General features: G+C 56.8%; 11 protein-coding genes. 6 read left to right on the plus strand and 5 right to left on the minus strand.

The features are described 5' to 3' along the window. Positions 1 to 73: 73 nt before the first annotated feature. From potA to potD, 4 genes are read left to right on the plus strand one after another with little or no spacing between them, the layout of a single operon-like run. Complete coding sequence (potA, locus tag SK51_RS18080) at positions 74 to 1222, plus strand: spermidine/putrescine ABC transporter ATP-binding protein PotA (RefSeq protein ID WP_162988450.1); 1149 nt, start codon at positions 74 to 76, stop codon at positions 1220 to 1222. Then, positions 1206 to 2063: a spermidine/putrescine ABC transporter permease PotB gene (gene potB / locus SK51_RS18085; protein ID WP_022647763.1), complete on the plus strand. Its 858-nt coding sequence runs from the start codon at positions 1206 to 1208 to the stop codon at positions 2061 to 2063. Before potA ends, potB begins: the two co-directional genes overlap by 17 nt. Then, on the plus strand, positions 2060 to 2851 hold the full coding sequence (gene potC / locus SK51_RS18090) for a spermidine/putrescine ABC transporter permease PotC (protein WP_023305879.1): 792 nt from the start codon (positions 2060 to 2062) through the stop codon (positions 2849 to 2851). Before potB ends, potC begins: the two co-directional genes overlap by 4 nt. Beyond that, the gene (potD, locus tag SK51_RS18095; protein ID WP_023305878.1) at positions 2848 to 3882 is read left to right on the plus strand and encodes a spermidine/putrescine ABC transporter substrate-binding protein PotD; all 1035 of its coding nucleotides are present in this window, start codon (positions 2848 to 2850) and stop codon (positions 3880 to 3882) included. Before potC ends, potD begins: the two co-directional genes overlap by 4 nt. A 34-nt stretch (positions 3883 to 3916) precedes the next feature. Here the strand turns inward: potD and cobB are convergent, their stop codons facing one another. The 5 genes from cobB to lolC are packed head-to-tail and all read right to left on the minus strand — an operon-like array spanning position 3917 to position 8856. Further along, complete coding sequence (gene cobB, locus SK51_RS18100) at positions 3917 to 4738, minus strand: Sir2 family NAD+-dependent deacetylase (RefSeq protein WP_022647760.1); 822 nt, start codon at positions 4736 to 4738, stop codon at positions 3917 to 3919. A gap of 14 nt (positions 4739 to 4752) precedes the next feature. Further along, complete coding sequence (nagK, locus tag SK51_RS18105; protein ID WP_032676326.1) at positions 4753 to 5664, minus strand: N-acetylglucosamine kinase; 912 nt, start codon at positions 5662 to 5664, stop codon at positions 4753 to 4755. A gap of 54 nt (positions 5665 to 5718) precedes the next feature. Further along, a complete protein-coding gene (lolE, locus tag SK51_RS18110) occupies positions 5719 to 6963 on the minus strand; it encodes a lipoprotein-releasing ABC transporter permease subunit LolE (protein WP_032676327.1) in 1245 nt (414 codons plus the stop codon). Next, a complete protein-coding gene (lolD, locus tag SK51_RS18115) occupies positions 6963 to 7664 on the minus strand; it encodes a lipoprotein-releasing ABC transporter ATP-binding protein LolD (RefSeq protein WP_022647757.1) in 702 nt (233 codons plus the stop codon). The genes lolE and lolD overlap by 1 nt, the downstream gene beginning before the upstream one ends. Beyond that, positions 7657 to 8856: a lipoprotein-releasing ABC transporter permease subunit LolC gene (gene lolC, locus SK51_RS18120; RefSeq protein ID WP_017384712.1), complete on the minus strand. Its 1200-nt coding sequence runs from the start codon at positions 8854 to 8856 to the stop codon at positions 7657 to 7659. Before lolC ends, lolD begins: the two co-directional genes overlap by 8 nt. A gap of 256 nt (positions 8857 to 9112) precedes the next feature. Between lolC and SK51_RS18125 the strand changes: the two genes are divergently transcribed. Together SK51_RS18125 and mfd are read left to right on the plus strand one after the other, a co-directional pair. Continuing rightward, positions 9113 to 10186, plus strand: coding sequence for an acyltransferase family protein (locus SK51_RS18125; RefSeq protein WP_022647756.1), 1074 nt, complete (start codon positions 9113 to 9115; stop codon positions 10184 to 10186). 145 nt (positions 10187 to 10331) lie between these two features. Then, on the plus strand, positions 10332 to 13778 hold the full coding sequence (mfd, locus tag SK51_RS18130; RefSeq protein ID WP_023305875.1) for a transcription-repair coupling factor: 3447 nt from the start codon (positions 10332 to 10334) through the stop codon (positions 13776 to 13778). Positions 13779 to 13859 lie beyond the last annotated feature (81 nt).

Genomic DNA, 13859 nt, shown 5'->3' on the forward strand with positions numbered 1-13859 from the left:
TTTGCCGTAGAATGTCCGCCCTCATTACGAGTCACCAAGGTGGTTACACACAAACCCCGCTTCAGTCTGCTGCCTGAGGCGTCTATATGGGACAGCGCGAAAATTGAATACACAACCCCGTTCCCTTTCACCGCTGGTGCAACTGGAACGAATTCGTAAAAGTTTCGATGGCAAAGATGTCATTTCCGATCTTAATCTGACCATCAATGACGGTGAGTTTCTCACGCTGCTTGGCCCCTCCGGCTGCGGCAAAACCACCGTCCTGCGCCTTATTGCCGGGCTGGAAAGCGTCGATAACGGCCATATCCATCTTGAGAACCAGGACATTACCCAGCTTCCTGCCGAAGATCGCCACGTCAATACCGTCTTTCAGAGCTATGCCCTGTTCCCGCACATGACCGTGTTTGAGAACGTGGCGTTTGGCCTGCGGATGCAAAAAACACCCGCCAGCGAGATCCCGCCGCGCGTTACCGAAGCCCTGCGCATGGTGCAGCTGGAGGCATTCGCCCAGCGCAAGCCGCATCAACTTTCTGGTGGTCAGCAGCAGCGTGTGGCTATTGCCCGCGCCGTGGTCAACAAACCACGCCTGCTCCTGCTGGATGAATCCCTCTCCGCGCTGGACTACAAGCTGCGCAAGCAGATGCAGAACGAGCTGAAAGCGCTTCAGCGTAAGCTCGGCATCACGTTCGTGTTTGTCACTCACGATCAGGAAGAAGCCCTGACTATGTCAGACCGTATCGTGGTGATGCGTGAGGGCAAGATTGAGCAGGACGGCACGCCGCGTGAAATTTACGAGGAGCCGAAAAACCTGTTCGTCGCCAGCTTCATTGGCGAAATCAATATTTTCAACGCCACGGTGATTGAGCGTCTGGACGAGCAGCGCGTGCTCGCCCACGTGGAAGGCCGCGAATGCAACATCACGGTGAACTTTGCCGTGGAAAAGGGACAAAGGCTCAACGTTCTGCTGCGCCCGGAAGATCTTCGCGTCGATGAGATCCACGACACGGCTGACGCCGAAGGTCTGATCGGTTACGTTCGCGAACGCAACTACAAAGGGATGACCCTCGAATCCGTTGTGGAACTGGAAAACGGCAAAGTGGTGATGGTTAGTGAGTTCTTCAACGAGGACGATCCGGACTTCGACCACTCGCTGGATCAGAAGATGGTCATCAACTGGGTAGAAAGCTGGGAGGTTGTACTGGCTGATGAAGAACACAAGTAAGTTCCAGAATGTGGTGATTGCCACGATCGTCGGTTGGCTTGTGTTGTTTGTCTTTCTTCCCAACCTGATGATCATCGTAACCAGCTTCCTGACCCGCGACGACGCGAACTTCGTCGCGATGGTCTTTACGCTGGACAACTACGCACGCCTGCTCGATCCGCTCTACTTTGACGTGCTGCTGCACTCGCTCAATATGGCGCTGATTGCCACCGTTGCCTGTCTGGTGCTGGGGTATCCGTTCGCGTGGTTCCTGGCTCGCCTGCCGCAAAAAGTGCGTCCGCTGCTGCTGTTTTTACTGATTGTGCCATTCTGGACCAACTCGTTAATCCGCATCTACGGGCTGAAAATCTTTCTCAGCACCAAAGGTTATCTGAACGAGTTTCTGCTGTGGCTTGGGGTTATTGATACGCCGATCCGCATTATGTTCACTCCGAGCGCGGTGATCGTCGGCCTGGTCTATATCCTGCTGCCGTTTATGGTGATGCCGCTTTACTCAAGTATTGAAAAGCTTGATAAACCACTTCTGGAAGCCGCGAGAGACCTGGGGGCCAGCAAGCTGCAAACCTTTATCCGCATCATTATCCCGCTGACCATGCCGGGCATTATTGCCGGATGTCTGCTGGTCATGTTGCCTGCGATGGGCCTGTTCTACGTGTCGGACCTGATGGGCGGGGCGAAAAACCTGCTGATCGGCAACGTGATCAAGAGCCAGTTCCTGAACATCCGCGACTGGCCGTTCGGCTCGGCCACCAGCATTACGCTGACGGTGGTAATGGGGCTGATGCTGCTGGTTTACTGGCGTGCCTCACGCCTGCTGAATAAGAAGGTGGAGCTGGAATGATCGGTCGACTGCTTCGCGGCGGTTTTATGACCGCCATTTATGCGTATCTTTATATTCCGATAATCATTTTGATCGTGAACTCCTTTAACAGTTCACGCTTCGGGATCAACTGGCAAGGGTTTACCACCAAATGGTATGGCCTGCTGATGAACAATGACAGCCTGCTACAGGCCGCTCAGCACTCGCTGACGATGGCGGTATTCTCTGCCACCTTCGCGACGCTGATTGGCTCGCTGACCGCCGTGGCGCTGTACCGCTACCGTTTTCGCGGTAAGCCGTTCGTCAGCGGTATGCTGTTTGTGGTGATGATGTCCCCGGACATCGTGATGGCCATTTCACTGCTGGTGCTGTTTATGCTGCTGGGCGTCCAGCTCGGTTTCTGGTCGCTGCTGTTTTCGCATATCACCTTCTGCCTGCCGTTTGTGGTGGTAACCGTCTACGCGCGACTGAAAGGGTTCGACGTACGCATGCTGGAAGCGGCGAAGGATCTGGGAGCCAGCGAGATGACCATTCTGCGCAAAATCATCCTGCCGCTGGCGATGCCTGCCGTGGCAGCCGGATGGCTGCTCAGCTTTACCCTGTCGATGGACGACGTGGTCGTGTCCTCCTTCGTCACCGGGCCGAGCTACGAAATTCTGCCGTTGAAGATCTACTCAATGGTGAAAGTCGGTGTTTCACCCGAAGTGAACGCGCTGGCGACTATTCTGTTGGTGTTATCGCTGGTTCTGGTGTTTGCCAGCCAGGTTATTGCTCGTGATAAAACAAAATCTCAGGGGACACAGAAATGAAAAAAATGCTTGCCGCTGCGGCACTGGTGCTCGGAATGGGTGCCGCGCATGCTGATGACAGCAAAACGCTCTATTTCTACAACTGGACCGAGTATGTGCCGCCGGGCCTGCTGGAGCAGTTCACCAAAGAGACGGGCATCAAGGTGATCTATTCGACCTACGAGTCGAATGAAACCATGTACGCCAAGCTCAAAACCTATAAAGATGGCGCGTATGACCTGGTGGTGCCGTCGACCTATTTCGTCGACAAGATGCGCAAAGAAGGCATGATCCAAAAGATCGATAAAACGAAGCTAACCAATTTTTCAAACCTCGATCCTGAGATGCTAAACAAGCCGTTCGACCCGAACAACGATTATTCCATTCCGTACATCTGGGGCGCGACGGCAATTGGCGTCAACAGCGATGCCGTTGATCCAAAAACGGTTTCATCCTGGGCTGATCTTTGGAAGCCGGAATACAAAAGCAGCCTGCTGTTAACCGATGATGCGCGCGAAGTGTTCCAGATTGCGCTGCGTAAACTCGGCTACTCCGGCAACACCACCGATCCGAAAGAGATCGAATCGGCGTATAACGAACTGAAAAAGCTGATGCCAAACGTGGCAGCGTTCAACTCGGATAACCCGGCTAATCCGTATATGGAAGGTGAAGTGAATCTGGGGATGGTCTGGAACGGCTCTGCGTTTGTGGCGCGTCAGGCCGGTACGCCACTGGAGGTGGTCTGGCCGAAAGAGGGCGGCATCTTCTGGATGGACAGCCTCGCGATCCCGGCTAATGCGAAAAACGTCGATGGCGCCCTGAAGCTGATTAACTTCCTGCTGCGCCCGGATGTGGCAAAACAGGTGGCGGAAACTATTGGTTACCCGACACCAAACCTGGCCGCGCGGAAGCTGTTAAGTCCTGAAGTGGCGAATGATAAATCGCTTTATCCGGACGCTGAAACCATCAGCAAAGGGGAATGGCAGAACGACGTCGGTGACGCGAGCCGCCTGTATGAAGAGTATTATCAGAAGCTAAAAGCAGGCCGTTAATGCACAACGGGCGACGCAAGGTCGCCCGTTACCCTTACAGCCCCTTCAGGAGTTTATCCACAAAGGCTGGCACCACCTCGCTGGCCAGACCGTAATGCTTCTCTTCAAACTCACTCCCGACCTGGCTTGGCTCCAGATTAAGCTCCACCGTATGGGCACCTTGCAGTCGCGCTTCGTGAACAAACCCCGCCGCCGGATAGACATGCCCTGAGGTACCAATGGCGATAAAGACGTCCGCCATGGCCAGGGCGCTGTAGATCTCATCCATTCCCAGCGGCATTTCGCCAAACCAGACCACATGGGGACGCAGACGCGAAGGGAACTGACAGCAGTGGCAGCGGTCTTCGTCCAGCACGTCCTCTTTCCACTCCAGCACCTGCCCACTCCATGCGCACCGCACCTTGAGCAGTTCGCCGTGCATGTGAATGATGTTGTGGTTTCCGGCTCTTTCGTGAAGATTGTCGATGTTTTGCGTCACCAGCAGAAAACGATCCCCCAGCGCCTCCTCCAGCTTTGCCAGCGCCAGGTGCGCCGCGTTTGGCGCAATCTCCGGCTGCTGAAGCTGGCGACGACGGGCGTTGTAAAACGCCTGAACCAGCGCCGGATCGCGGGCGAAACCTTCCGGCGTCGCCACATCTTCTACTCGGTGTTCTTCCCACAGCCCGTCCGCCGCGCGGAAGGTCTGAATACCGGATTCGGCGGAGATCCCCGCCCCGGTCAACACCACCACTCTGGGTTTATCCATCGCTTCTGGCATCATCCTGTCTCTGAAAAAGATCCGCTGACGCAGGCGTTCACGTAAGCGGCGTTTATTTTTGCGAAAACGGCTGAGTCGACCCTGGCGACGCGACAGCATAGTAACCTCGTAAACTAATCGGTGAGATGAAGGAATGCGGCTCCGCGCATGCCTCCTGCGTCCCCGTGTCGCGCACGCTCAATGCGCGGCACGCGGGCGACCGGCAATAAATGTCGGGGCAAACGCCCGGACAGCTGTTCCGTAATCGCAGTGAAATTTGACAGCCCTCCCCCGATCACCAGCAGATCCGGGTCGACGATGGTCAGGATATTCCCCAGACACACCGCCAGCAAATCAAGATAGCGCTCAACGTGCTCACGCGCCTGCGCGTCTCCCTGCTCCCACAGCGTAATGATTTGAGGGGCCTCAAGTTTCTGATGATAGAAGTGTTCATAAAGCCATGCAAACCCGCGCCCTGAAAGGTAACTCTCAATGCAGCCGTGCTGACCACAGCCGCAGCGGGTAAGCGGGAAATCACGACCAACGACGTCCAGCGCATCCACTGGCAGACGGATATGACCAAATTCTCCGGTAATGTAGCTGCGCCCGGTAATGGGCTTACCGTTAATGACAATCCCGCCACCGACGCCCGTTCCGAGGATCAGCCCCATCACCAACGGATAGCGACGAAACTCGTCGTCCCAGGCCTCTGAGAGAGCAAAACAGTTGGCATCGTTGTCTAAGCGCACGTCGCGCTCAAGGAGAGCAGAAAGATCGGCACGCAGCGGTTTGCCGCTGGCAGCAGGAACGTTGGCGGCATACAGCGTGCCGTCGTCGGTTTCGGGCATACCCGGTATACCAATGCCAACGCTGCCTTTGATGCCAAAGCGTTCATCCGCTTGCGCCACCAGCGCGGCAATGGCGGTTAAAAATTCATCGTAGCTTTCGCGCGGCGTGGGGACGCGGGTTTCCCATTGTAGCTTAAGGTCTTTATCGAACACGCCGAGCGCAATCTTGGTGCCGCCAATATCAAATCCGTAATACATGATGCATTCCTCTGTTTGATTCACCGGCCAAAAGACCGCTAAACCATGACGAAATTACTGGCCACTTAATACCCTCGCCGGATCAATTCGGCTAGCGCGACGCGCCGGATACCAGCTTGCCAGCAGACTCAGTAAAAGTGCTGTAACCAGCACATAAATAACGTCCAGCCAGTGCAGTTCAGACGGCAGGAAGTCAATAAAATAGATATCGCCTGACAGGAATTGATGGCCGATAAGCGCCTCAATCCCGTTGATAATCGGCGTCAGCTGAAGAGACACCACCACGCCGATGACCACGCCGCAGAGGCTACCAAACAGCCCCGCCAGCAAACCGTACCAGACGAAGATGGCGCGAATAAGACCGTCTTTCGCCCCTAAGGTACGCAGCACGGCAATGTCGCCGCTCTTGTCCTTAACGGCCATGACCAGCGTAGAGACGATATTAAAGCACGCCACGCCAATCACCAGCACCATCGCCAGATACATAATCGCGCGGATCATCTGGATATCACGGTACATATACCCGTAAGTGCCGATCCAGCTTTTGATGTAGACATAGTTATTGGTCACGCTGCCAGCGTCACGCACGAGTGTATTGGCGTTGAAAACGTCGTTAACTTTAATGGCAATGCCCGTCACGCTGTCGATCATATCCAGATACTGGCGCGCATCCTCCAGCGGCACCATCGCGAAGCTGTGATCGAGCTGGCCGCTCAGCTGCAAAATACCGGTGACGTGCAGACGCACGCGCTTAGGCTGCTGCAATTTGTGATCAGCGCTGGCGTTCGGGATCATGATCGAGACCCAGTCGCCCTGCTTCACCTTCAGTGCATCGGCAACGCCTTTGCCCATGATGACCTGCTGTTCGCCAGCCTTAAAGTTTGCCCATGCGCCATTTTGCACATAGCGAGGCAGCGCGCTCAGACGCTCCTCCTGACGTGGATTCACCCCTTTCACCTGAATGGCGCGCAGGTTTACCCCGCTCTCTACCAGCCCGGTAAAGTTGATGTAAGGTGCAGCCGCCGCAATGCCGGGTACCTTTTCCACTTTGTTCAGGGCATCACGCCAGCTGGACCACGGCTGGTTAACCGGCTCGATTTCACCGTGGGGTACAACGGCCAGAATGCGGTTATTCAGTTCGCGCTCAAAGCCATTCATGGCGCTTAAGCCCACGATTAGAACCGCCACACCCAGGGCGATACCGATGGTGGAGATCACGGAGATAAGGGAAACCATCCCGCTCCGGCGACGACCGCGGCTAAAGCGTAACCCAATGAGTAACGATAACGGTGAAGCCATTACTCCGCTCCCATCAGCGTCAGTTCTGCATTCAGACGACCGTCGCGCATTTCCAGCTGACGGCCCATCCGCTTAGCCAGCTGCAAATCGTGCGTGACCACCAGAAACGCGGTTCCCTGCGCGGCGTTCAGTTCGCCGAGAAGCTGGAAAATGCTGTCTGCGTTACGCGCATCGAGGTTGCCTGTCGGTTCATCCGCCAGCACCAGGCGCGGGTTGTTGACCAGCGCACGGGCGATGGCCACACGCTGACGCTCGCCGCCGGAAAGCTCAGACGGACGATGATTCCCGCGATGACCCAGCCCTACCGCGTTTAGCATGTCGCTGGCGCGGGCATTAATTTCCGCGGGTTTCTTTTTACCAATCAGCAGCGGCATTGCGACGTTTTCCAGCGCCGTAAAGTCCGGAAGCAGATGGTGGAACTGATAGATAAAACCCAGCTCACGGTTACGCAGCTCGGCTTTCGCCGTAGACGACATTTTACTCAGCGGCTGACCGGAGAAGATCACATCGCCTTCGGTTGGCGTGTCCAGCCCGCCCAGCAGGTGCAGCAGCGTACTTTTGCCGGAGCCGGAGCTGCCGACAATCGCCATCATCTCGCCTTCGCCCACGCTAAAACTCACATTGTGCAACACGTCGGTCTGCACAGTGCCTTCCTGATAGCGTTTGGACAGGTTGTCGCACTGCAACAGGATCTTATTCATAACGTAAAGCCTCAGCGGGTTGAGTGGCGGCAGCCCGCCAGGAAGGATAAAGCGTAGAGAGCAGCGCAATAGCCATCGCGGCCAGCGCAATACCGACCACCTGGAGCGGCTCGATAGCCACCGGCAGCGCCGCACCATCAAGCAGCGCGCCGATAATCGGCATGAGATTGTTGAGCTGGCTGGCGAGCAGCGCACCCAGCGCCGCGCCGAGCAGCGCGCCGATGATGCCAGCGCTGGCGCCCTGCACCATAAATACAGCCATGATCTGGCGCGGCGTCAGCCCCTGGGTTTGCAGAATGGCGACTTCGCCTTGCTTCTCCATCACCATCAGCCCGAGCGAGGTGATGATATTAAACGCGGCAACGGCCACGATCAGGCTCAGCAGCAGCCCCATCATGTTTTTCTCCATGCGCACGGCCTGGAACAGTTCGCCTTTGCGGTCGCGCCAGTCCTGCCATTTCGTTCCTTCCGGTAGCGTCTGCTGGCTAAGGGTATCCACCTTCAGCGGCGCATCAAGCCACAGACGCCAGCCGGTGATATTTCCCGCCGGGTAGCGCATCAGACGCGAGGCGTCCTGAATGTTAACCAGCATCTGGTAACCATCGACTTCGCTGTTCGCCGCAAACGTGCCAATCACGTTGAACAGGCGCTGGCTTGGCAGACGCCCCATCGGCGTAAACTGACTGGCTGAGGGCACCATCACGCGCAGTTGATCGCCACGGTTGACCCCGAGCTGCCCGGCAAGCTGCTCGCCGAGGATGACGTTGTATTTACCCGCTTCCAGGTCGGTTTGTTTTACGTTGACCAGGAACGGCGTCAGCGGATCTTTTTGCGCCGGATCGATACCCAGCATCACCCCGACCGCCACGCTGCGGGCGCTTTGCAGCACCACATCGCCCGTCGTGAGGGGCGCAACGCGCGTGACACCCTGTAACTTCACCGCGCTTTCCGGCAGCTGTTGCGGGTTAACGGAGCCCTGAGTGGAAGAGAGAACGGCCTGCGGCATCAGCCCCAGGATATTGTTTTGCAGCTCGCGCTCGAAGCCGTTCATGACGGAAAGCACCGTCACCAGAGCCATCACGCCAAGCGTAATGCCAATAGTCGAAAGCCAGGAGACAAAGCGACCGAAGCGGTCCGCGGCGCGCCCACGCATGTAACGTAAGCCTATGAAGAGTGCGACAGGTTGATACATGAAATCCGTCTGTTTGCTGATAGCAGACCCACGAGTATATAAGCGAATCCGCTAAGCGTAAATGACTGAAACCGTAAGATTCGGTAATCATTTTTCCGAAAAATTCAGATAAATCATCATGCTACTGACTGAACTTCCGCCATACAGCCTCCACCTTTTCCGAAAATCGTCCTGATACAGACTGTTACCCGTTACATCGGGGTTTCATTTTACAACAATCGACCTTTCGTTTATGGCAACAAGGTCGTCACGCACAATGAAACAAAAAGCATTATGGATTAACCAGATAAAAGGGCTGTGCATCTGCCTGGTGGTGATTTACCACTCGGTGATCACCTTTTATCCTCACCTGGACGGGCTACAGCATCCGTTATCGGGCCTGCTCGCCAAATGCTGGGTCTACTTTAATCTTTACCTCGCACCGTTCCGTATGCCGGTGTTTTTCTTCATCTCCGGCTATTTGATTCGTCGATATATTGACGAGGTGAACTGGCGCACCAGTCTCGACAAGCGGATCTGGAGCATTGTCTGGGTGCTGGCCCTGTGGGGCGTCCTGCAATGGCAGGCGCTGACCCATCTGAATGCCTGGCTCGCCCCCGAGCGTGAACTGGCGACAGCATCCAATGCGGCCTACGCCGATTCCGTTTCAGGGTTTGTACTGGGAATGCTCACGGCCAGCACCAGCCTGTGGTACTTGTACGCCTTAGTAGTCTACTTCACGCTCTGTAAACTGCTGAGCCGCTGGAAACTGCCGATGCTGGGGCTTCTGGCGCTGGCAAGCATCGCCATTAACTTCCTGCCTTTACCATGGTGGGGAATGAACAGCGTGGTGCGCAACATGATCTACTACAGCCTCGGCGCATGGTACGGCGCGCAGTTGATGACGTGGATGAAAGGGATGAATTTGCGCCGCAGCTGGCTGGTACTTATCGCCTCTGGCGCGGTGTCGGTAGTGCTGTGGTTCGCTAATGTTCCTCTGCCGCTCTCACTGCTGTCGATCGTGGTCATCATGAAGCTCTTTTACAGCTTCGAGCAGCGTTATGCCGTTCATCCCAATAATCTGCTGAACGTCATCGGTTCAAACACCATCGCGATTTATACCACCCACCGCATTTTAATTGAGGCGTTTAGCCTGCTCCTGATTCGCGAAATGAATGCGGCGTACTGGCCGATCTGGGCGGAGTTAACGCTGATTCTGGTCTATCCGTTCGTCAGCCTGCTCGTCTGCACGCTGGTTGGACTGGGCGCACGTAAGCTCTCGACCGCCCTCTTTGGCGACCTTTTCTTCTCCCCTCCCGCACGGCTTACGCCACAGCTCGCCAGCCGCTAACCTACCCTGCCCCCATCCGGGGGCACTTTTCTTCTTGTGCGGTTACGATTTGCTTATGCAAAACGATCGAGGATAATAAAGACATTGCGTATCAGTGATATGCCCCAATACTGTTGGTATATCCCCAAGAGACCCTGACATAGCCATGCCTGAACACTATCGTTTTTCCTTGCCTGTAAAAGCAGGTGACCAACGCCAGCTGGGCGAACTGACAGGCGCGGCCTGCGCCACGCTGGTGGCGGAAATTGCCGAGCGCCATCCGGGGCCGGTGGTGCTGGTTGCCCCGGACATGCAAAACGCCCTGCGCCTGCACGACGAAATTCGTCAGTTCACCGACAGTCTGGTATTCAGCCTGGCCGACTGGGAAACGCTTCCCTACGACAGTTTCTCTCCGCACCAGGAGATCATCTCCTCACGCCTGTCGACGCTGTATCAGCTCCCCACCATGCAGCGCGGCGTGCTGATTGTGCCGGTGAATACCCTGATGCAGCGCGTCTGTCCGCACAGCTATTTGCACGGCCATGCGCTGGTGATGAAAAAAGGCCAGCGCCTGTCGCGCGATGCCCTGCGCGTGCAGCTTGACGGAGCCGGTTACCGTCATGTCGATCAGGTGATGGAGCACGGCGAATACGCGACGCGCGGTGCGCTGCTGGATCTCTATCCAATGGGCAGCGACCAGCCGTATCGTCTGGATTTCTTCGATGATGAGATCGACAGCCTGCGCGTGTTCGACGCCGACACCCAGCGCACGCTGGAGGAAGTGGACTCCATTAATCTGCTGCCCGCCCATGAGTTCCCGACGGATAAAACCGCCATCGAACTGTTCCGCAGCCAGTGGCGCGACAGGTTCGACGTGAAACGTGATGCCGAACATATCTACCAGCAGGTCAGCAAAGGCACCCTTCCGGCCGGGATCGAGTACTGGCAGCCCCTGTTCTTTAACGAACCGCTGCCGGCGCTGTTCAGCTACTTCCCGGCGAATACGCTGATTGTTAACACCGGGGATATCGACGCCAGCGCCAGCCGCTTTGAAAGCGAAACGCGCGCCCGCTTTGAAAACCGGGGCGTTGACCCGATGCGTCCGCTGCTGCCGCCGGAAATGCTGTGGCTGCGTACCGACGAGCTCAACGCCGAGCTAAAACGCTGGCCGCGTATGCAGCTCAAAACCGATTCGCTTGCCGATAAGGCGGCGAACACCAATCTCGCGTTCCGGACGCTGCCCGATCTGGCCGTCCAGGCGCAGCAGAAATCCCCGCTCGATAACCTGCGCAAGTTTCTTGATTCCTTCACCGGGCCAGTGGTGTTCTCCGTTGAGAGTGAGGGTCGTCGTGAAGCGCTGGGCGAACTACTAGGGCGGATCAAAGTTGCACCGAAGCGCATTCATCGCCTGAGCGAAGCGACCGGAAATGGTCGTTACCTGATGATCGGCTCCGCCGAACACGGATTTATTGATACGCTCAATAACCTGGCCTTGATTTGTGAAAGCGACCTGCTGGGCGAGCGCGTGGCGCGCCGTCGTCAGGACAGCCGTCGCACCATCAACCCGGACACCCTGATCCGCAACCTGGCCGAACTGCACCCCGGTCAGCCGATCGTTCACCTGGAACACGGTGTGGGTCGCTATCAGGGAATGACCACCCTCGAAGCAGGCGGCATCAAAGGTGAATACCTGATGCTGACCTACGCGAACGACGCCAAACTGTACGTGCCGGTGTCGTCCCTGCACCTTATCAGCCGCTACGCCGGTGGCGCGGAAGATAACGCGCCGCTGCATAAGCTGGGCGGCGACGCCTGGTCACGCGCGCGGCAGAAGGCGGCGGAAAAAGTGCGCGACGTGGCCGCCGAGCTGCTGGACATTTACGCCCAGCGCGCGGCCAAAGAGGGTTATGCGTTTAAGCATGATAAAGAGCAGTACCAGCTGTTCTGCGACAGCTTCCCGTTTGAAACTACGCCGGATCAGGCTCAGGCCATAAATGCCGTGCTGAGCGACATGTGCCAGCCGCTGGCGATGGATCGCTTAGTCTGCGGCGACGTGGGCTTCGGTAAAACCGAGGTAGCAATGCGTGCCGCTTTCCTGGCGGTGGAAAACAACAAGCAGGTGGCGGTGCTGGTGCCGACTACCCTCCTCGCCCAGCAGCACTTCGACAACTTCCGCGACCGCTTCGCCAACTGGCCGGTACGCATTGAGATGCTGTCGCGTTTCCGCAGCGCCAAAGAGCAGACGCAAATCCTGGAACAGGCAAGCGAAGGCAAAATTGACATTCTGATCGGCACCCACAAGCTGCTGCAAAGCGACGTGAAGTGGAAAGATCTGGGGCTGCTGATCGTCGATGAAGAGCACCGCTTTGGGGTGCGCCACAAAGAGCGCATCAAAGCGATGCGCGCCGACGTCGACATTCTGACCCTGACCGCCACGCCGATCCCGCGCACCCTGAATATGGCGATGAGCGGCATGCGCGATCTGTCGATTATTGCCACCCCGCCGGCGCGCCGTCTGGCGGTGAAAACCTTTGTTCGCGAGTACGACAATCTGGTGGTTCGCGAGGCGATCCTGCGTGAAGTGCTGCGCGGCGGCCAGGTATATTACCTGTATAACGACGTTGAAAACATTCAGAAAGCCGCCGACAGGCTGGCAGAGCTGGTGCCGGAAGCGCGCATCGCCATTGGTCACGGCCAGATGCGCGAGCGCGAGCTGGAGCGGGTGATGAACGACTTCCACCATCAGCGTTTCAACGTGCTGGTATGTACCACCATCATTGAGACCGGGATCGACATTCCGACGGCGAACACCATCATCATCGAACGCGCGGATCACTTCGGCCTGGCCCAGCTGCATCAGCTGCGCGGGCGCGTCGGGCGTTCGCACCATCAGGCCTACGCGTGGCTGCTGACGCCGCATCCGAAGGCGATGACCACCGACGCGCAAAAGCGTCTGGAAGCTATCGCCTCGCTGGAAGATCTGGGTGCTGGCTTTGCGCTGGCGACGCACGACCTGGAGATCCGCGGCGCCGGTGAGTTGTTGGGTGAAGACCAGAGCGGCTCCATGGAAACCATCGGTTTCTCTCTGTATATGGAGCTGCTGGAAAATGCCGTCGACGCGCTTAAAGCCGGACGTGAACCGTCTCTGGAAGATCTCACCAGCCAGCAGACCGAAGTGGAACTGCGCATGCCTTCCCTGTTGCCGGATGATTTTATTCCTGACGTGAATACCCGTCTGTCGTTCTACAAACGCATTGCCAGCGCGAAACGCGAAGGCGAGCTGGAAGAGATTAAAGTCGAACTGATTGACCGTTTTGGGATATTGCCCGATGCGGCGCGCAACCTGCTGGATATTGCCCGCCTGCGTCAGCAGGCGCAGAAGCTGGGCATTCGTAAGCTTGAAGGCAACGAGAAAGGCGGCGTAATTGAGTTTGCCGAGAAGAACCACGTCGATCCGATGTGGCTGATTGGCCTTCTGCAAAAACAGCCGCAGCATTTCCGTCTTGATGGCCCGACGCGTCTGAAATTTACTCAGGATCTGACGGAACGTAAAATCCGCATGGACTGGGTGCGTAACTTTATGCGTCAGTTGGAAGAGAACGCCATCGCATAACGGTTTCCCCCGCCAGCGCCCGGCTGGTGGGGGACAATTTACAAACTCTTTGCACTTCGCCCGATCTTCCCGACCATACAT

The organism is Enterobacter sp. MGH85, from assembly GCF_001037655.1.
Lineage (GTDB): Bacteria > Pseudomonadota > Gammaproteobacteria > Enterobacterales > Enterobacteriaceae > Enterobacter > Enterobacter intestinihominis.